Origin of the sequence: Pontibacter sp. E15-1 (assembly GCF_022601975.1) — a bacterium.
Lineage (GTDB): Bacteria > Bacteroidota > Bacteroidia > Cytophagales > Hymenobacteraceae > Pontibacter.
This window is the reverse complement of record NZ_JAKVIR010000005.1, coordinates 18,318-39,532: the sequence shown is the minus strand read 5'-3', so window position 1 is coordinate 39,532 and position 21,215 is coordinate 18,318. Positions and strand designations below refer to the sequence as shown.

Below are 21,215 nucleotides of genomic sequence, written 5' to 3'. Positions count from 1 at the left end.
GTATACTGCTTGGCTAAAAACTGATACTTTCAATTGATAAGTTTGATTCCTGCTTGAAATTCGGCTTGAGTAGGTGGAGTAAATACGGCTTACGGCTATTGTGTAAATAAGTATATTTTAAATGGGTATAATTATAGCACCATGGTGGGTACACGTATAAAGAGGGTAAATGTTTTAAAAAACATGGTGGATCTGCTTCTGAAGGTGCTGAAGCCCGATTTATAGTATATCTGCTATAGTTAGATATACCTAGCTAAGGGTATGGAAAGGGAAGTAGGTATGCAGTATAAGCAGCTAAAAGGGGTAGGCCATGCCTCCGGTAGCTTCTGCGGGGAACAAAAGAACCTGTGGCGTATACCGCATGAGAGGCCTGGATACAAAAAATCCCCTGAAGACTCGCCGAAAGTTTCGGGCGTTTCTTCAGGGGATAAGAAGTAGTGATATCTTAAAAAAAGACCTATTCCTTGCTGTTTAGTTGGGAGGCTGCTTTTTCATCAACAAACCAGTACACCTCGCCTTGCTGCGGCCGAATAAGCTGGGCGGGGTATTTCTCCGGGTTTGGCTCACCCTCCAACACCTCATGCAGCGCCGGAGCTTTGTTGTCGCCGAAAGTGAGGAAGCAGATCGTTTTAGCCTGGTTGATTAGCGGAGCAGTCAGCGTCACGCGGAACATGGACTGGGGGGCGAGGTAATACGCCTGCACCCACTTGGTCGTCTCGTGCAGCACCTCCGTACCCGGGAAGAGCGAGGCGGTATGGCCGTCGTCGCCCATACCCAGCAGAATCAAGTCGAACTGAGGCGGCCCCGCTTTGAAATGCTGTTGCAGCACCTGTTCGTACTGTTTTGCGAAATCCTCGGGGGATGTGTTGTCCTGCCACATCGGGTATACCTGTCCCTTGGGTACAGGAACGTGGTCCAGCAGCGTGTCGAAGGCCATTTTGGCGTTGCTGCGCTCATCTGTCAGGGGCACCCAGCGCTCGTCTCCCCAGAATACAAACGTCTTCTCCCAAGGGACCTGCTCTTTATAAGGAGAGGCTGAAAGCAACTTGTGAAGCAAGACAGGGGAGGAGCCCCCCGTCAGGGCCACCGTGAAGCGTCCGTTTGCTGCCACGGCCTCCTGCGCCTTTTGCACAAAAAATTTGGCGGCTGCCTGGCTGAGGGCGTCTTTATCTTCAAATATGTGTATCATCGGCTTGTTTTTAGTGAGGTAAGGTTACAGACCAGGTATGGCCCTCGCGGGCAATCAACGCCTCGGCGTTCTCAGGGCCCCACATGCCAGCGGCATAGTTCGGGAACTCTAAAGACGGCCGCGACTCCCAGGTTTCCAGGATAGGGGTGATCACGTCCCAGGCAACCTCCACCTGGTCAGATCGCATAAACAGGGTCGCGTCGCCTTCCATGGCATCCAGCAAAAGCGTTTCATACGCCTCCGGCGATTGCGTCTGCGACTGGGTAGAGCGGCCATTGAAGTCAAACACCATTTCTGCCGGGGTCAGCGCCATGTCCAGGCCTGTTTTCTTGGCCATAAAGCGCAGCCGGATGTCCATTTGCGGTTGCAGGTTGATAATGAGGCGGTTGGGCATGATGTTCTCCGACATCTGGCTCGGGAAGGTCAGGTGCGGCACCGGCCGGAACTGAATCGTGATGGACGAGCTTTTCTCCTGCATCCGCTTGCCGGTGCGCAGGTAAAATGGCACGCCCTGCCAGCGCCAGTTGTCGAGCAGGAACTTGACGGCCGCGTACGTTTCGGTTTTGGACCTCGGGTCCACGCCTTCCTCCTCGCGGTACCCCGGCACCTGGTTTCCCTTCATCCAGCCCGGGCCATACTGCCCGCGCACGGCAAACTTGGCTACGTCTTCCTTCGAGAACCGCTGCACGGCGTGCAGCACATCCACTTTCCGGTTACGGATTTCCTCTGCCTCAAACGTTACCGGGGGTTCCATGGCCACCATGCACATCAGCTGCAACAAGTGGTTCTGGATCATGTCGCGCAACGCGCCGGAGCCCTCGTAATAGCCGCCCCGGTCTTCCACGCCTACTTCTTCTGCCACCGTGATCTGCACATAATCAATGTAGTTACGGTTCCAGAGCGGCTCGAAAAGGGCATTGGCGAACCGGAAAGCCAGGATGTTCTGCACCGTTTCTTTGCCTAAGTAATGGTCAATCCTGTAAATCTGGCACTCCTGGAATGTGCTGGTGAGCAGCACGTTGAGCTCCTTTGCCGACTCCAGGTTATTCCCAAACGGCTTTTCCACCACAATGCGGTCGCGCTCCGTGTCGCTGGCGATGCCCACGGCACCCAGGTTCACGGTAATCGGCTCGATGAACTTTGGGGCCACTGAAAGGTAAAACAGGCGGTTGGCCCGTGTGCCCCAGGCATCCTCGATGGCGGCGATCCTTTCGGCCAGGTCGTGGTAAGAGGCCTGCTCGTTTATGTTGGAGCGAAGGTAAGACAGGGAGTAGCGGAATTTTTCCCAGGAAGCCTCCGCCGGTTTTCCGCTGCGAGAGAACTCGTCGAGGCCTTCGCGCAGGTCTAGCTGGTAGTTCAGGTCGTCGGTGTCGGAGCGCCCAAGCCCGATGAGGGCAAATTGCTCTGGCAGCCAGCCGTCCAGAAACAAATTGTAGAAAGCGGGAACCAGCTTCCTTTTCGCCAAATCGCCGGTTCCGCCGAATATAACGGCAATGGTAGGTGCCGCTTTATTAATTGATTTCATATGAAGAACAATTAGGTATAAACTCCAGGAAACCAGGCCACATAAAGGTGGGCGAATCCTGGAGGCGTGTTGTTAGTTCCACTGTGTGTGGAAGGTGCCCGGCTGATCGATGCGCTCGTAGGTATGCGCCCCGAAATAATCCCGCTGGGCCTGAATCAGGTTCGTGGGCAGGGTTTCGGTGCGGTACGCGTCGAAGTACGTGAGCGAGGCCATGAAAACGGGCATCGGAATGCCCCTGTCGATTGCCATTTTCAGCACGTGGCGCAAGTCGCCCTGCCGCTCCAGCAGATCTTCCCCTATTTTCGGGTCCAGGAGCAGGTTGGGGAGCGTGGGCTTGCGCTCATATGCCGCACGGATGTCTGTGAGGCAGGCCGCGCGGATGATGCAGCCACCGCGCCAGATTTTGGCCACGTCCTGCAGCTGCAGGCCATAGTCGTAGGCTTCGGAGGCTACTTTCAGTTGTGCCAGGCCCTGGGCGTAAGTGGCGAGCATGGCAAAGTAAAACGCGTTCCGAACCTGATCCACCAGCTCCTGCCGGCTTTCGTTGATGGGTTCTTGAAGCGTGTTGTTGGGCAATGCTTTGGCTGCCTCCACACGCTCTTCTTTATACTTCGACATGTCGCGCATCAGCACCGCCATGTCTATCGACGGCACAGGCACCTGCAGGTCCATGGCGTTCTGGGAGGTCCACTTGCCGGTGCCCTTGGAGCGCGCCACGTCAGAAATAACGCTTACCAGGTACTGCCCGGTCACCTCGTCTTTTTGGTTGAGAATCGCGCCGGTGATCTCGATCAGGAAAGACTGCAGCTCGCTCTGGTTCCAGTCCTGAAACACGCGCTGCAGCTCCTCGTCGCTGAGGCCCGCGCCCCGCTTCATAAAATCGTAGGCTTCTGAAATCAGCTGCATCACCCCGTATTCAATGCCGTTGTGCACCATTTTCACGTAGTTGCCCGCAGAGCCGTTGCCCAGGTAGGTTACACAGGGCTCGCCGTTTACCTTGGCCGCAATCGCCTCGAAAACGGGACGCAGCCTTTCGTATGCCTCACGGTTGCCGCCCGGCATCATGCTTGGTCCGAACCGGGCACCCTTCTCACCCCCAGATATGCCCATACCGAAGAAATGGATTCCTTTCTCTGCCAGCTCCACCACGCGGCGGTCTGTATCGGGGAAATAGGAGTTGCCACCGTCAATAACAATGTCGCCGGGCTCGAGTAGGGGCACCAGGCTTGCAATCACGGCATCAACCGGTTTGCCCGCAGGCACCAGCAGCAAAAGGGCGCGCGGCTTGCGCAGCGCCCGCACAAACTCTTCGGCAGAGGTAGTGCCGCGTACGGCCTTGCTTTCGCCAGCCTCTGATTCCACGGCCGCGGCCTTCTCCGGGTCCAGGTCCAGGCCAATCACAGAAAAGTCGTGGTCTGCGATGTTGAGCATCAGGTTTCTGCCCATCACCCCGAGGCCAACCATGCCGAATTCATATTGCAAGTCTTTCATAAAGTAGGAGTTCTAATTAGTTTAGATGCATTTGTAAGTGGAACAGTCGGACAGATGCACTGCCTCACGGGGAGGGTGTTCTGTAGTAGCCTGTTCTGTGCTTTGCCTTCTTGTCAGAAGCAAAGCTACAAGGTAAAAAATATTTTCCCACGTTTATATCAAATTACGCAAATGATTGGATGAGTGGGCCTGCATATAAACCTTCCGGAGCAAATTATAGCCCCCATTCCTGCAGATACACTATCAAAAAAGAGGGGGTATGGCTGCCTGAATGGCAAAAAGATAAGCGTTAACTTAAAAGGCAAGGGCCACACGAGACTGGTATAACTCCTCCCGGATTTCGTGAAGCACCCTCTGAAAGCACCGGTATTTTTGGGTTCCAGTTAGTCAACGCACATGGCTTATTTTCTTAAAACTCATGTTGTTTTCAATAGCCGTATGGTGGGTCTATGCCATTGTGGGGCTCTACCTATTTTTCGACATTGATATTTATCCCAATTTGAATCCTGAATCTATATCTAGGTATTTAATGATGAGTGGGCTATTGATTATTCCTTTGATTTGGCTTATACATCAATAATCGTATAAAAACCTCCATATCAAATGGGTGCGTAAAACCATAGATAGTGTGACTTCAAAAAAGGTACTCAACTTTTTAAAAGACATCGAAAAGTTTGAAGGATAGCATGATATCCTGTTTTTGTATTGCAGACCGTCTCCCCGGGGGAGAAAGAGTTAAATCTTTGCATCACCTCAATTGGCTACATTAAACACTCTTATCAGCTTTTCCTTTCCTTTCAGCTGAACTTCCCCGAGCAGCTTGAAATTAAAATGGTCTTTTGCTATTTCATAGGTATTCTCGCCAACCAGTAAATGGGTGCCATATTGTTTGTTCAATTGTTCCAGCCGAGCCGCTATGTTTACCTGGTCGCCCACAACGCTGTACTTGAGGCGTTGTGCAGCACCCACATTACCTGCCACCACAACACCGGTGTTAATGCCGATGCGTGTTTTTAGCAAACGGTTGTCGCCAAACTTCATGGAGTTGGTTATTTGCTCTATCTCTTTCCCGGCCTGTATGGCATGCACCGCATGGTCCGGGTCATCCAGTGGAACGTTGAACATGGCGAAGACCGAATCGCCTATAAACTCGTTTACCACTCCTCTGTGTTTCTGAATGATGTCTACCATCACGGTGAAGTACTCATTCAGCATTTTTACGATATCAGCGGGTGCAGAGGCTTCTGAGATGGTGGTGTAATCGGCAATATCCGTCACCATGATCGTGCAGGTTCTTTCTTCGCCGGCGATGTTTATCTTTTTCCCCAGGATAGCGTCGGCAACATCTTTAGACAAATATTTGCCAAAAGTATCTCGGATGATTTCCCGCTCGCTCAACCCTTTAACCATGCCGTTGAATGCGCTGGTAAGGGTGCCGATCTCATCATCAGTTAGCACGGGAGCATGTTGTGAGAAGTCGCCATGCTTCACCGCATTGATTTCAGCCATCAAGGAATAAATAGGTTTGGTAAATGACCGGGTGATGAAGATGACAGCGATAACCATACCGATGAATATGATAATACGCTCGGGCATGATGGCTTGCAGCGGTTTCATGTCGGAGAATCGGGCGTACTCGTCGCCGGCACCAGTCACCACCAGCTCAAGTATGACCAGGATACTGGGAAAGAAGCCAAGTATGATGAACGACGTAAGCAACGTGAGGCCCAGCCTTTTTTTTCCTGCGGCGAAATTAACGTTGAACTGCGAGAAGATCTTTGTCTTCAGGTCAAGTGTAAAATCGTTGATAATAAACCAGGTGATGAAAGCGGGTAAAACGGCATAGACATAAAGAATGGATGGCACTGCGCTAACCCAGAGTGCGGCAGGCATGTTTTCCAGTTTTATCTCGCCCATATCCGGCGGAAACAGATACATCATCAGCATCATAAGCGCCAGATAGGCAATGCCCAAGGAAAACACCCACCACGCCGAATACCAGTTTAGTCGCTTTATTCGCCGGAAGGCTGGTTCAGTGAAACTGTTTTGCTCAAGAGCGCTTGCTATGGGTTTAAAAAACAGGTAAGCGCCGAGGAGATTCAGCGGAAGATACAGAAAGAGGTGAATGGCGCCCAGGATGAAGAACAACGCCATGTTCTGATGAGCAGGAATGTACATGGCATCAAACAGCAGTATGATCAAAAGCAAACTCAGCATAGACCAGTAGTACCTCTTTTTCATCGCTGTTGGGTTTATAGGTTTTAAACTGTAGCCTCCCCGGGTTCGGTTTGGGTTTCATCTCATGGGTCGAGAATTGCCATATTATACCGTAACCACCACGTTACCCTTTTTATGTCCCTGCTCTACATACCGGTGCGCCTCAGCAACTTGCTCCAGAGGGTACCTGCGGTCAATAACCGGTTTGAGTTTCCCTGCTTCCACAAGCTCTTTCACAAACTGCATGTCTTCGGGCGTTTCATGCATCACCCCCGTGATTACTTTTTTGCTGCCTGTAAGGGAAGCCCACCACCCCCTCGCCATAAACGAAGGGCTAGCGTCACATGAAACCAGCACGCCGTTTTTGTTAAGCGAGCGGATGCAGGCTGCAAAAGCACTCTTGCCTACGGTGTCGAAGACCATGTCGAAGGTGTCGCCTGTTTTTGAAAAATCCTCTTTTGTGTAGTCAATCACCTTATGGGCGCCCAGTTCCTTTACCATACGCACATTGGCGGTGCTGCACACGCCTGTAACGGTTGCGCCGAAGAAGATGGCAAGTTGCACGGCTGCAGTGCCCACAGCGCCCGAGGCTCCGTATATCAGCACCTTCTGGCCGCTTTGTATGTTTCCTTTTCGAAGGAAATACAGGGCCGTGTTGCTGCCAAACGGAATAGCGGCCGCTTCCTCAAAATTAAGGTTGGCGGGAATTCCGGCCAGCACCGCGTTTTCTGGCAAACAAACATACTCGGCATAAGCGCCAAACCGCATACCGGTAGTGCCAAAAACAGCATCGCCTGTCTCAAAGCGTTTTACTTTCGCACCGGTCTCTTCAACTTTGCCCGCAAGGGCAAACCCTAAGATGTTTTTTCTCGGCTTTAACAGGCCAAAGAACAGCCGCACTGCAAATGGATCTGCTTTTCGCAGATGCACGTCTCCCGATGTGACGGCTGTTGCATAAATGCGTACCAGCACTTCATTATCTCTTGGCCTGGGTTTTTCAACGTTGCGGAGTGTAAGCACTTCAGGGGGGCCGTAGCGGACGTATATAACTGCTTTCATGAAAACCGGCTTTAATTTTCCAACTGATTAGAACTTTCTTCAATGACAAACTCGGCTGTGCTGGAGAATTAAATGAGAGGCCTCCAGTTCCTGCTCCAGTGCATGTACTTGGGTCTGCAGCTCCATGATTCGGGCTGTTGCCTGGTCGGCAGAGGGAGGAGGAGCGTTTTTACACCAGGAAGGCCGCCGGGCAGCCGTTCCTGAGGCCTTCATCTAGGCATTGGGTGGCTCCTGCTCCACCTTATCGAGCCAATGCTTTACCGTTTGACGGGATACCTCGAACTTGACGGCCGCCTGCCCGATGTTGAGCAGGCCCTAGTGAATCTCCTTCACCATTTGACGCATGGTATACTCATGATCCTGCATACGCAGCTGAGAAAGTTGTTCTTTAAGTTAATCATTTTTATGGTCAAATTTCTTAGGAAAAGACACATACCATCCTGCGGTGCCTACATCGGATGGACAGGGAAGGAGATCTCGAAAGTTGTGCCTATACCTACCTGGCTGTCCACTTTGATGGTACCCCCGGCGTTGTCTACTATTTTTTTGACCATGTAAAGGCCGATTCCGCTGCCCTCCACATGATCGTGGAAGCGGGTGAACATGGTGAAAAGCTGCTTGCTCCGCTGCATGTTCATGCCCAGCCCGTTGTCGGTCACGCGCAGCACATGGTACTCGGTGTTCTGTGTGCACTCAATCGAGATTACCGGATGACGCTCCGGGGAGCGGTATTTCAGGGCATTGGAGAGCAGGTTGTACACAATGCTGCGCAGGTTTTTCTCTGAAAACTGTATGGACTCGCAGTTTTCCAGGGAAACATTTAGTTGCGCCTCAGAGGCCAGTATAAGCGGCTCCAGATCAGAGCGCACATCCTCAATGATTTCCTGCAGGTTTACCGCTACTGTTTCCCCGTTGTAGGCCTTCTGGAGTTTTACCACTTCGGTGAGGCTAGCAATGGTCTTTTTGAAACGCTCGACCGAAACCTGCATCATCTCCAGGATGTGTTTTAGGTCGTCCATCTGCACCTCCGGATCAAAAAGCTCGGTCATTAGCAGCTGCAAAAACCCTTCGATGTTGGCGATAGGGGCTTTCAGGTCGTGGGAAGCGGTATAGATGAAGTTGTCCAGGTCGTTGTTGATGCGCACGAGTTGGGTATTTTTCACCTCCAGGGCCACTTTCGCCTCTTTCAGCTCTGTGATGTCAACGGCAGAGCCGATATACCCATAGAGCGTGCCATCAGAGAAATAACTAGGTGCCCCTTTCGAGAGAAACCAGTTGTAAGCGCCGTCTTTGTGAAGTAGGCGGACTTCCTGACTGTAAGGCGCGCTTTTTTCGATAGCCTCCGCAATAAGCTGTGAGGTTTCGGCTACGTCTTCGGGGTGTAAGTAGAGGAACCAACCGTCTACCAGACATTGCTCCAAGTTGATGCCCAAAAACTCCACCGCGTACTTATTCATGTACTTGAGGGAACCGTCGGGATTAACGGCCCACACAATGTTCGGGGTCGCATCTGCCATAATCCGGAAGCGCTCCTCGCTTTCTTTGAGGGCACCCTCCAGCTTCTTGCGCTCGGTTATGTCGCGGGCAACCGCCAGCATAAATGGGGCGCCTGCGATAGTCAGCCCACCCATGTTCACTTCCACCGGGAAAATGGTGCCATCCTTCTTCTGGTGCAGCGTCTCGTACTGTGGTATTGTCTCGGCCTGGGCCTTGCGGAAAACCTGGGAGAACAACGTGTCATTGTGAATAGGGTCTACGTCTGGCACCCGGATGCTTTTTGCCTCCTCGGCGGTATAGCCCCAGGCGTCGAGGGCCCGTTTGTTGAGGTAGGCGAAAGTCCCGTCCTCGCGCATCAGGATGAAGGGATCACGGGCCAGGTCCGCCATAAACTTGAAGCGGATGAGCTCTTCCTCATTTTCCTCCAGCTTCTTTCGGGCAAGCACCTGCTCGGTAACGTCTGTCGCCACTTGCAATACGCCCGTTACGACGCCTTCCTCCAAAATGGGGGTATAACTGGTGTTATAGTAGCCCAGCCGGAGTTCATCATTTACAGGGAGCATCACAGGCACTTCGGTTCCCACAAATGGGGTACCTGTATCAAACACGTTATAAAGGATATCCAAAATGGGTTGGCCCTTCACCTCCGGCAGTATTTCCAGGATAGATTTCCCCAAAGCGTCTTCTGCTTTTCCGGTGAGCTGGAGCAGCAGGGAGTTGGCCACTTCCAGCACAAGCTCGCGGCTCCGCATCAGGCCAATGGCCACAGGCGCCTGCTGCACCATGGTCCGGAAGCGGTGCTCGCTTTCTTCCAGGCGCAGCTTCGTCAGGATGGTGTTAGTCACGTCTTTGGATGTGGCCAGGATGCCATAGACCTCGCCTTCTGTGTTTCGGAGGGGGCTATAGGTGAAATCAAGGTATATCGTTTCCAGCTTTCCGTGTCGCTCTATCGGGGTAGGCTGGCCTGTATCCGAATACGTTTCGCCGGTGGCATATACCTGCTGCAGTATTTCCTCGAATCCCCATCCCTTTACCTCCGGCACTACGTCGAACACTTTTTCCCCGATAACCTGTTCTCTGGTTTTGCCCCACTGCCGGAGCATACCCTCGTTTACAAATTCCAGCGCAAATTCCGGTCCCTGAAGGAGGGCCATGGTGTCGGGTGTCTGCTGAAAGATGCTGCGCAGCTTTTGCTCGCTTTCCTCAATCGCCTTCCGGCTTATCACCTGATCTGTCACTTCGTTGGCAACGACTAAAATGCCTGAGATGCTGCCGTCCAACTCATGGTAGGGCTCATACACAAAGTTGATGTATGTGTTGCCCAAGACTCCATTCCGGACCATATCTGCCGTTCGCTCGTGAGCGACATAACGCTCACCGGTGGTCAGCACATTGGTCAGCAGCTCTTCAAAACCTTGTTCCGATACCTCCGGCAGGGCCTCAAACAGGGGCTTGCCCTGCACCTGGTCCAGGCTTCGGTCCCAGTACTCTAGCACCTTGTCATTGGCAAACTCAATCACGAAATCGGCCCCTTTAAAGATAGCGATCGCGACTGGGGCCTTGCTGAACACGTTGCGAATGGTTTGCTCGCTGTCCTGTAGCCTACGCCGGGCCATAACCATCTCGGTCACCTCGAGGCCGGTACAGAACAACGCGTAAATCTTACCGACAGTGTTGCGGAGCGGCTTGAAGGAAAAGTTCATGTATACTGTGGTCAGCTCGCCTTCGTGCAGTAACTGCACCGCGTCTTCCACCGACTCGTAAGGTATGCCGGTGGTGTACACCTCGTCCAGTATCGTTAGCAGGTGCTGCTGTGCGAACTCCGGGAAGGCTTCCGCTATGGAGCGTCCGGCTGCATTCCGGCTGTCGCCCCAAATGCGGAGCGCGGCCTTGTTTACGACCTGCACCACGTGGTCTTTGCCCAGCAGGATGCAGGTAGGTATGGAAGACGCATGAACGAGGCTAGCCCAGTGGTGCTCGCTCTCTTTCAGTCTTTCGGAATAGACTTCCGTGAGGTTGTTTTCGGAGAAAGTGACAAGCACGCTTGCCAGCAACCCCGACTCATCCGCTACGGCACTAAAGCTGCACGCCCAGGAGCCAGCTTTTTCCTGAGCAGTTTCAGCTAGCGGAAGCAGAGGGCATGCCTTTGCAGAAGCAGCCCCGGTTTGGAGCGCTTGTTGCACGTGCGCTTCCACCTCGTGCCACTTGTCGGGCCATACCTCCCGGGCGGGCTTGCCCAGAGGGTCCGGCAGGTGGGGGTTAAGGTGGAGCAGGTAGGCATCGTTATAGAGACATATCCGATCCGGGCCCCAAAGCAAGAGCATCGGTTGCCTGGCAAGCCGCACGATACTCAGGGTAGTGCGCAAGCTCTGTGGCCATGCCTCAGGATTCCCTAAAGGTGTTGCAGACCAGTTAAAAGCATCGATACGTGCCGCTGCGGCTCTATCCCCATTCAGAAAATCAAGTGGTGTGTTACTGCGCTTCGGGAAATTCTGCTTAGATACTTTTGTCATGGGTGTTTCAATCGCGTGCCTCTGCTCATCGGCATTGCCTTTTTCTTTCTGTAAAGATAGGTATATATGGCATCCGTGAATAATAGTTATGCACCGGGCAATTATTTTTAAGCATATGCCTTCTAAAATGCTACTGGCCAATTGCTGTACACTGCCGTTTGTTTACATTTAGTTGTAAGTGGACGTTACAGTGTAGAGCGGATGTCGCGTTTATTGCAGGGGCAGGCCAACATAGGCTGCATGCTTTCGTAAAGTTAATCTTTAAATTCTATATAGCATGTCATACATTTTTCAGGATTGGAGCACAAACGCAGGAAACCTCAAGGGCAGGCTGGTGATGGTGCTGTTCAGGCTGGCCCATCCCGCCTCCAAAAGCAAGCTTCTCCGCTTGGTCTGGTTGCCTTATCTGGCTTTTTACAAACTGTTGGTAGAGTGGTTTATGGGTATAGAGTTGCCGCACTGGACAACGGTGGGAGCGGGGTTTTACCTGGGCCATGGCCATGCCTTGGTTGTAAACGGGTGCACGGTGATCGGCAAAAACTGCTTTTTCCGTCATTCCACAACGCTGGGCAACATCCGCCGCGACGACGGCTCCTATACCGGCTCCCCCATTATCGGGGACAACGTGGAACTCGGCTCCAATGTCTGCATCATTGGGGAGGTGCGGATTGGCAACAACGTCCGGATCGGGGCCGGCTCCGTGGTCGTGAAGGACATCCCGGACAACTCCGTGGCCGTCGGTAACCCCGCTCGGGTAATCCGAACGCTTGAACCTGTGGGGCAGCGGATACAAATGATCCCGTAAGCCCTGGTTTGCAGCATACCCCTACATACGAACCCCGCCCCAAGATATACTTCACATCGTATGTCTTGGGGCGGGGATTCGTATCTGCAAACGGAGTAGCACGCTGCAGCTACTTCGATGTATACCGTCAGCCAGAAAACAGAGTTCGTCAGGAGCTCACAGCTTTACATTATCTGGTCAGCAACAGTTTGACGGATCGAACACTGCCTGCTGTCTGGACTCTTACAAAATACAGACCAGTGGGTAACTGCGCCCCATCCACTTCTATAGCCTTTGTTTCGCCGGCCAGCGTCATACCCTCAAACAAGGTTTTTATCAGCTGCCCTTTGCTGTTGAACAAGACAACGGAGCATTCACCAGAAGTCGTCGAGGCGAAACGGACGGTAGCTTTGGCTGAAAACGGGTTGGGGTATATGCTCGGATAGTCTACTGGTAAAGTATACGTTTTTGCCAGTGCAGTATCGCCTGCCGTCGTCGCTGTCAGAGTCCCTGTCGTCAGCCGGAAAAGGTCTGACAGGCATTTGCAGTCGTCCGAAACCATATAGCTGATGTCGGCATATGGCATTACGGTGATTGAGCGGGTAGTTTCACCGGTAGACCATTGGTAGTTCCCCACCCAGGAAGCAGTAAGCTGGGCAGTGCCTCCCGGCTGTACCGCGATGGTCCTTGTCTTGTTTACGTCCTGCATCACCGTGAACTGATCTGTAACACTTCCGTCAGCCTGTATAAACTTGCCATCGAGGCGGTTGTCTTCTACTTCCAGAAGAAACATACCCCCTTCATTTCTGGAAAAGGGCAGGGCATCGTGTGGGTAATCGGCTTGAACAGAGGTGGACTGTCCTGAAGAACCCGAAACGACGTATACCGTGCCTTTGTTTTTCTGACCGGCTCTCGTAAAATAGGGGCAGGAGTTTGCAGAATTGTCATACCTGGCGCTGGATTGGCTGATAGTGTGCGACGCTCTGTCAAATGTCTTCTCGCTGCCATAAAAGTCATTTAAAAGGTATGAGCGCTCATATGTATGACTGTGGCCTGAGAGAACAAGGTCTACGCCAGCGCGTTCCAGGATACGGATAAAGTTTTGGCGAATCTGGATCAGTTCGTCTTCCTTGTCAGCGTTATGGCTACCCATGGTATAGGGAGGGTGGTGCCAGAAAGCGATGACCCAAGGTTTTGTATTGCCGGCCAAGTCTTTCTTTACCCAATTCACCTGGGCGCCAAGGGTATCATACAGGCGCGTGTCATCCGTCTCTACTCCATAAGAGTCGAGACTGAGAAAATGTATATTACCCCAGTCGAAAGAATAGAATGCCTCTGTGCCCGAAGCCTCTCCGCCGCACTCAGCTGCCTTTGGCATGGTGAAGTTCTGATAGTATGCCCCCATGCGTGAAGCCTGAGTGGTAGCGTAATAATCATGATTTCCGGGCGTAGGGAAGAGGACGTGGTTTTGGAGCAACAAACCATCAAACGGCCCGAAAAAGTTTTGCTGAAACTCTCGGTCAGTGCCTTTATCATAGGCGTTGTCGCCCAATATAAGCATTACCTCGGCAGGGTCGTCGCCCACATGGTCAAGGTATGCGGTAAGGGTGTTTGTCCGGACGTTGTTTTTGTTGATGCCGCTATCCCCGAACACGGCAAAGCGCATCTTTCGGGTGGTTGTGGCTGTAGGCGCCGTGCGGAAGTAGTTGGAGGCGCTGTTTTGCGCCATGCCTGCAGAACTCCCAACCCTGTAAAAATATCTGGTGTCTGGTGCCAGACCTTCCAGGCGCACTTCATGTTCTGTCGATACGCGCGCGTCGGATGCCGCAAGCGTGTACGTGCCGAACTGTGTTCCTGCCTCAACTCTCGAATCGGAGGGTTCGCTTGTCCGCCATCGGATCGTTATGGCTGACTGACTGCCCATCTGCAGGTAGGGGCCACGCACGAGTTCCACATTGGCTGTTTCTGAGTTGCCCGCCAGCTCAAGGTCAAATGCAATGTCAGAACTAGACTGCTTGTACTGATGAATCTCAACGGCTATTGTGTTTTCTCCGTTTAAAAATGCCTCTGGGGGTATGGAGAAAGCGATCGGGGTGGCGCCATCGTCTCCATCAGAACTTCCGGCTGCCAGAGTATTGTAGGAGACAGTGCCTTCTGGCATATTGTTGCGGTATACCTCGGCCCCGTTCACATACACCACCACGCCATCGTCGCGGTTCACCAGCGCCGGGAACGAAGAGATGGCGGCTGCGTTCGCGATAGTGATTTTCTTCCTGAAGTAAGTGGTGATGTGCTTCCTGTCAGCGTCATCCCCAAAGCTCACTGGTGTGGCAGCGTCAGGGATGCCGTAACCAAACTTGCCGTTTCCTGTTTCCCAGGCCGAATCGTCGAACGAAGCCGTGCGCCAGGCCGTGCCCTGGTCCGATCCGTTGTCCAGATATCTCCATGTGGCGTTGAAGGCGATGAGTTCTGCGGGGCCGGTCTGGGGCTGCAGAACCTGATAAACCTGCCCCGCGGTATAGCCCTCCGAAACTTCGTTTTGTGCCTTGTCAACAATGCCAGTGCCTGAGGCATTGAGATCGAGCCGCAGTGTTCCGGAGCCGGAGACCTCGCTTACCGTCACGTCATAAACACTGCTGGTTGTATCTGCTGCAGCGATGGCTTTCACGCTGGCTGCCAGTGTACCTGACTCAACATTTACGCTGAAGTCTGTTTGATCTGCGCCTGTCACAGGCTCCGAGAAGGTAACCCGGTAGGTGACCTGTGTGGCGGAGGTAGAATCTTCGGCAGGCAATTGCCGGTTTATGGAAAGTACTGTGGGTGGTATGTGGTCTGAGTTAGCGGGGGTAGTTGTGTTGTCGGGCGGCAGCACCTTGAGGGTTTTGCCGGCGATATCTTCCCAGCGGTATAGATGGTATGTCCTTCCCTCAGACATAGCCACAAACAGTCCTTTCGGAAATTCGGGGGCTATGGGGTAATTCAAGACCTCAATTCCATCTATCAAATGCGCTTTCAGTTCTACCACGGCCAGCAGGCTATGTTGATGCGGATTCGAAGTGCTTCCTTCGCGCGGGTAGACGTGAATCTCGTCCGCACTTTGGTCCGACACGAGAATATAGCCTCCGTTGTCCTCAGTTTTGTAAATCGCGATGCCTTCCTGATCCTGGGCAAAGCCGGATGTGGCAAAGAGAGCGAGCTCCTCGTTGCCTTTCGCTGGATCAGCGTAATATTTCCTTACACCGACTTTTTCATCGGAATAATAGACATACCCAAGCTCGTTGTCTACGGCTACAGCCTCGATTTCCTTTTCCCCACTGAACTTGCCGAACTTTCGCACTAAAATTCCTTCCATGTTCCCTTGTCCGTCATCCTTTAAAAGGTATTGCCAGAGATAGGTTTGGTCGGTAGGCCCATTCTTTCTGCTGACAATGGCGTACACGTTTCCATCGGAAGGCCTTTTGTAAAGGGCAATTCCCATTGGCTCCTGAAACTCTGTGTTTGCCTCGCCCTGAAATACAGGGATGCCCCCACCGTCCACAGCTTGCATATCCGGAACAGAGAATACTCTTAATTTACCCGTGAGCCGCTCAGTTGTGACGGCAATGTCAATTTTACGGCCACCTAACGCAACTCCATACGCGATATCCACATTGGTAGGCCTCCGCAGGTTCTCTACAGACTTGCTTTTTATGATATTGCCCATCATGTCAAATACATAAAGCGCACCGTCAGCGTCTTTGTCGGTTCCTATAATCAAGCTTCCAGCCGGATCCGCTTTGTTTAGCCATATCGCAATATCATCCGAATCATGGGGCACCCGCTCAGTCACAAAGCGCGGGCTAATCACGCTCTGAGCAATACAACGCTCTGGGTACACGATTTCAACGCAGAATAGCACTAAAGCAAAAATGAAATATTGGGAGTTTCCTGAAAAAATACTCATAATACTAAAGTTTAAGGCATGGCAAATATAAAAAATGAATTGTATGCATGTGTTAAGTGGTTGTTTATAAGCGTTATATGGGTTTGTAGGGGTTTCTTGGGTTGATTTCTTTTAGATCAGCGATAAATTATATCTCGATTATAATTGTAGTATTTTTGTATTTAATTTAAAAAAATCTAGCAAAAGGGGGTGTGAATTGATAGAAGTTGTCCTATGTTAAGACTTGATTTGCAGTGTAGCAACTTGCAAATGAATAAAAATTGACTGGCAAAGAGTGACATTCACTTCTAAGTTCAAGTTAGGCTGGCAACCTCAAAAATTGGGTGTTGCAGTTGCTTTTCGGTGTCAGCACATACTTAGATTTACCCAATGTTTAAATTTCCCCATTGGGCTACAAAAGAGTGATTTAAGGCTTTGACAAAGCTCATTTTCGCATACTAAAGCGAATTGTGAACAGGTGTTTAAAGATACCTTTTGAAACCTTCCTTTGGGATACTCAAGAAATAAGCAGCGAGGAATTCTGGTTCCGCGAAGCTCCTGAAACCGGTAAAGCAAGAGCGTACACTGACTGTGCCTCATACTTACATCAGGGTATAGCGTTTAGCTGAACAAAAGGCCCTTTTCGAGCAGCACGGTTTCATATCTGTCTTTGTTGAACCGATAAAGATAGGGCGCCTTATGGGCGCCTCCTCTTCTACGTACATCTAACCTGTCCACAATGCCGAGTGTCAAAACCTTTCTTTGAAAATTTCGCGGGTCTAATGTCTTGTCCAGAATCGTTTCGTAAAGTCGTTGGAACTCGGGTAGCGTGAATTGCTCTGGCAACAGGAAGTTACCAATTGGAAGCGAACTAACATGAAGGAGGAGCGCACTTAGGCTAACTTCAATCACCTGGTTGTGGTTAAACAGCATTTTAGGAAGGTTTTTTACGTCCCACCATTTGCATAAATCAGTATAAATATCTGGTTTTGGTTTAGCTTTTTCATAGTCAATCAATGCATAGTACCCAACGGAGATACTACGTTCAGCCCACTGGATAGGCGCAACGATGTGTTTTAGTTTTTCCTTTGTTTCCCCTTGCCCCTTTTGCTCCACATCTCCGAATACATGAAACTGGTGTAGAAATAGCTGTTGTAGTGCCGTTCGTTGGACCACAATGTTGCGGGCCGCATCATCAAGGGATTCATCTTTGCGAATCTGCCCGCGGGGCAGGCTCCATTCCTCAGTGTTTTCCCAGTGGAGTAGCAGCACTTGGAGCCGCCCATCGTGGTAGCCAAGTATAACACAGTCCAGCGTGATGTTTGGTAGATACGGTGGAAGTTGCTCACCAGGTTGCTCTACGGTTTTATGGTTATTAGGCATAACTGAAAAGGCTTAATGAATGAATAAGCAACAATGTAGGTGCTTCGGCAAATTAAAAATTAGTAATTAAGAATTAGAAATGAGGCCTAAAAACCGTTTCTATTCATATAAAAACAAACGCTAATTCTGATAAATAAATTGGTATAGTAGTAGGTGCAGTGCCTTACAGATAGAATGAAATTGAAACCAAGCGGACACTGTTTTTGATAGAGTAGCATGCTCTCTGGGATCGTAGACCCAAATGTATAAGGTGGACTGATAAACTTTACGCACCTGCGTGCCAGTCCATACCCACTTCCGTGCCGAAGCATGGCGCGAAAGCAAGTTTTAAACATGCGCTATACGCTTGTTTTTGGTCGTATGGAGCATGCGCCTGAGTACACGGAAAAATTTTTGCTAAGTGCAATACCGCAAAAGCACAGGAGATCAAGCGTGATTGGTAAGCTGTCTATGGTCGTGTTATCGCTGATTTAAACCATGCAGATTTATGCCTTTTTACAACAATTAATCAGCACGCATAACGCTCGCTCATAAACAGGTGAAATTCCCTTCCTGATGATAGTGGTCCTCTTGAGAGGTATAAATGTGCGGTGCAGACTGAGGTATGGGCTAATGTCAAAAACGTTGCTGTAAGGGTGTATCGGTAGAAATTGACAAGCAATTGAGGGGTTACCGTAATGCTGCTTTATGATGTAAGATTAGAGAAACACCACGCTCAACTGGCAGGCATAACCTTTCATTTACGCCGTGAAAATCCACTCTGCGGAATTAATCTTTATAGGGGTGAAGCCCCACAAAGCAAACCCCTTCCAATTTCGAAAGTTTGCACGCGAATTTACCGTAGAATTAACTTCAAAATTTCACCGACTATGTTAGGCTGTGGGTATGGGCCTGCTCGGTAGAGGCATACGGTGGGCCATTTTATACTGCTACTCTACAAATACTTTCAACTGCGCAAAATCTATCTGATTATGATAAACATGGGACTATAATTTTGTATCTGAATTAGGTGTAAATCCCCACGCTACTAGTCGATACGAGTGTTTAGCAAAGTAAAAATCATCCTGGACCACTCTGCTTTATATACTCGATGAGGGCATTGCAGCGGTTCCTTTTACTGCTGCAATGCCGTAACTGATTGAGCATAAATATCATTTCTCCAACACTAACTTCAGCGTTTTGCTGCCATGTGCTGCTTCCAGGCGCAGGATATAGAGGCCTTTTGCAAGCGTTGATCCGTCCACTTCTACCGCGGCTTGTTGGCCGCCTCTTATACTACCCTCATGTAATATTCTCACAAGTCGGCCTTTGCTATCATAGAGTTTGATCGTATGGTACCCGTCTTCAGGTACCATATAATTTACGATTGCTTTCGAGGTAAAGGGGTTTGGATAGACAGTAAGCTCATGCGTGGTCCCAATGGTGGGGGCGGCAACACGGCCAGACGTCAACTTGCTTGATGCAGCAGCAGACAGGCTACCCGTGGCTAACTCGTTTATTTCGGCAGCGGTCAGCGCAGTTTTGTAGACGCGCGCATCGTCCAGGCCCCCTTCAAATTTATAAGAACCGCTACCCTGAGATCCGAGATAGAGCGGCATATCGTTGGCCTTGATTTTTATCGACGAACTCAAGGTCATCGAATTGTCTAACACCCCGTTCGCATAGAGTTTTATGGTCGTGCCGTCGAAAGTGGCTGCAATGTGCAGCCAGGTGGCACCGTTGGTTGGGTATGGTGTTTTTGAGTTCAGCCTATACGTGTTGTTTGAGGTGGATTCGTTGATTCTGAAGAAGAATACGCCGCTGCTCGAGAAGGACAGTTCATACCCATCCGCAACATTGTTTTCTGCTTTTTTGAGGATATACTGGGTGCCTTTTCTATCGGGTTTCACCCATACGGCCAGCGTCAGGGAGTCTGTGATATCCAGTGTCTCATGGTCTGATACAGAAGCATACTGGCTGGATCCATTAAGCCATAGCGCTAAGCCTTCTTTGCCAGGTACCCAGGTGGGGCCTGAAATAGTAACAGCGTTGTTTTCAAACCCAGAGGCGTCCAGCAGGGTGCTGCCGCTTCCCTCGTCCATTTTCCAGTGTCCTACCAGGCTATTTGAAGGGATTGTGGTAAAGCTCCATACCGGTGACCAGGTGCTCGTGTCGGTGCTGTTCATCGCCCTTACCCTCCAGAAATACTTTTTATTGCCCGCCAACCCGTCGAGAAGGGCTATAGTGTCAGTAATGCCACTCCGGTTAAAAACGGTAGTCGCGAAGTCTGAAAGAGTCGAAACCTGGGCCTGGTAAGAAGCTGTGTTGGCTGACATCCTCCAACCAAGCGTCAGCGAAAGAGGCTGTTTGACATTGAGGTTGGCTGGCATCACTAACACAGGCTCACCCGGTTTGTTGGTTGGCACAGGTGTGGGGGGCGTATCCTGTACACTTGCCAGCACGCTCACCGCTTCGGTCGAACTGGAGGCCATGATAACAATGTCCGACAGAAAGTTTTCTTTCGTGCTTGTGGCGTTGTTATAGGCGCCTCCGACAAGAAGTGGCTTTGCCACCCCGAAAGCGACTGGAGCCAACGCTGACTCTTTATAATTTATGTCTCCTCCTCCGTCTGCCGCGGTATACACTACCCTCAATTTTTGCTCCGTCTCATTAAGAATAACCACAGGCCGGGTGCCGAGCGGGGCTATTTCATATATGTTTTCCCATACGCCTGTAGGACGGCGGAGCAAGAGCACTAGTTCAGGGTATTCGGAGGTGTCATAGCTTGTTTTGACGGCGCAATACAGTGTTCCATTTGTAGCAACTGCCATGTTCATATGGTCGTCCGCCATACCATGTCCGGTTTCCAAAGCCGATAGGGAGGCAGGGACTTCGTCGTTCGACCACGTGGTAGGGGGATCTCCATCAGTGTGGGTCTTGAAACCGAAACGTTTTGTGTTTTGATTCGACCATAGCACACCAATTTTCCCGGGTAAGGCAATGATCGCACTAATGTCGTCGCTGGAAATGCCGGTGGCCACGGTATACGGTGTACTCCAGGTATTATAAGGGGAATCGCTCCACCTGACGTGAACCGTGCTGTTCCCATCGGAGACCAGCCACATACGGCCTGTCCCATCCATATCGATTGTGGCTACTTCCACGCCGGATTCAAAACTCAGCCCAACAGTTGAGGTTCGTTTCGACCAGAGCTTAAACGTCTGTGCCGTTGCATCATACTCGACAGAAACCATTTGCGAGGCGCGTCCCTGAAAAAGCAGGATATGGGCGAGGTTTCCTACAACTTTGCAATCAGCTTTAGACGTTGTTCTGGACGAAAGGCGCAATACGCTGGTCCAGGCAGTCCCGTCTAAGCGCCAAAGGTACGTACCTGATGCGTTTGGCAAAACCGCCCAGTGCTTTCCGGCATACTTCCATACTTTGGATTGTGGTTTTTCACCGGTGCTACTTGAAATTGGAATAGGGTCAAGTCGGGTGATCGTGGCAAAGCCTGATGTTGCAGGTGGTAGACCTACAGTATAAAGCTGACCGGCTATAAAACCGCCCGCTACCGCGTTGGCGGCGGTGTCGGCGATGCCTGTGCCGGTGGCCCTCAGGTCGAGGCGCAGCTTCCCCGTGCCCGTGATGGCGCTGAC

The 21,215-nt window shown here is 51.1% G+C and carries 10 protein-coding genes; 1 reads left to right on the top strand and 9 read right to left on the bottom strand.

Annotated elements, in window-relative coordinates:
• Positions 1-457 precede the first annotated feature (457 nt).
• From pgl to MKJ04_RS04710, 6 genes are all read right to left on the bottom strand, one after another.
• The gene (gene pgl / locus MKJ04_RS04735; RefSeq protein ID WP_241639800.1) at positions 458-1,189 is read right to left on the bottom strand and encodes a 6-phosphogluconolactonase; all 732 of its coding nucleotides are present in this window, start codon (positions 1,187-1,189) and stop codon (positions 458-460) included.
• A 10-nt stretch (positions 1,190-1,199) separates the two neighbouring features.
• Positions 1,200-2,714, bottom strand: a complete 1,515-nt coding sequence (gene zwf / locus MKJ04_RS04730) for a glucose-6-phosphate dehydrogenase (protein WP_241639799.1) — start codon at positions 2,712-2,714, stop codon at positions 1,200-1,202.
• A gap of 72 nt (positions 2,715-2,786) precedes the next feature.
• Positions 2,787-4,205, bottom strand: a complete 1,419-nt coding sequence (gndA, locus tag MKJ04_RS04725; protein ID WP_241639798.1) for an NADP-dependent phosphogluconate dehydrogenase — start codon at positions 4,203-4,205, stop codon at positions 2,787-2,789.
• 753 nt (positions 4,206-4,958) lie between these two features.
• Entirely contained in the window at positions 4,959-6,446 is a 1,488-nt protein-coding gene (locus MKJ04_RS04720; RefSeq protein ID WP_241639797.1) for an adenylate/guanylate cyclase domain-containing protein, read from the bottom strand.
• 81 nt (positions 6,447-6,527) lie between these two features.
• Entirely contained in the window at positions 6,528-7,481 is a 954-nt protein-coding gene (locus MKJ04_RS04715; RefSeq protein ID WP_241639795.1) for an NAD(P)-dependent alcohol dehydrogenase, read from the bottom strand.
• Positions 7,482-7,930: 449 nt separating this feature from the next.
• Positions 7,931-11,491 carry a PAS domain S-box protein gene (locus MKJ04_RS04710; protein ID WP_241639793.1) on the bottom strand — a complete coding sequence of 1,187 codons (3,561 nt, stop codon included), beginning with the start codon at positions 11,489-11,491 and terminating at the stop codon, positions 7,931-7,933.
• A gap of 277 nt (positions 11,492-11,768) precedes the next feature.
• Between MKJ04_RS04710 and MKJ04_RS04705 the strand changes: the two genes are divergently transcribed.
• On the top strand, positions 11,769-12,296 hold the full coding sequence (locus MKJ04_RS04705) for a serine acetyltransferase (RefSeq protein WP_241639791.1): 528 nt from the start codon (positions 11,769-11,771) through the stop codon (positions 12,294-12,296).
• A 169-nt stretch (positions 12,297-12,465) separates the two neighbouring features.
• On the opposite strand, the gene MKJ04_RS04700 is transcribed toward MKJ04_RS04705, so the two are convergent.
• The 3 genes from MKJ04_RS04700 to MKJ04_RS04690 all read right to left on the bottom strand — a co-directional run.
• Positions 12,466-16,218, bottom strand: coding sequence for a phytase (locus tag MKJ04_RS04700; RefSeq protein ID WP_262918053.1), 3,753 nt, complete (start codon positions 16,216-16,218; stop codon positions 12,466-12,468).
• 600 nt (positions 16,219-16,818) lie between these two features.
• Positions 16,819-17,580 carry an NrtR DNA-binding winged helix domain-containing protein gene (locus tag MKJ04_RS04695; protein ID WP_241639788.1) on the bottom strand — a complete coding sequence of 254 codons (762 nt, stop codon included), beginning with the start codon at positions 17,578-17,580 and terminating at the stop codon, positions 16,819-16,821.
• 1,151 nt (positions 17,581-18,731) lie between these two features.
• Positions 18,732-21,215 (bottom strand): LamG-like jellyroll fold domain-containing protein (locus MKJ04_RS04690; RefSeq protein ID WP_241639787.1); only part of this gene is annotated, 2,484 nt, incomplete at its 5' end.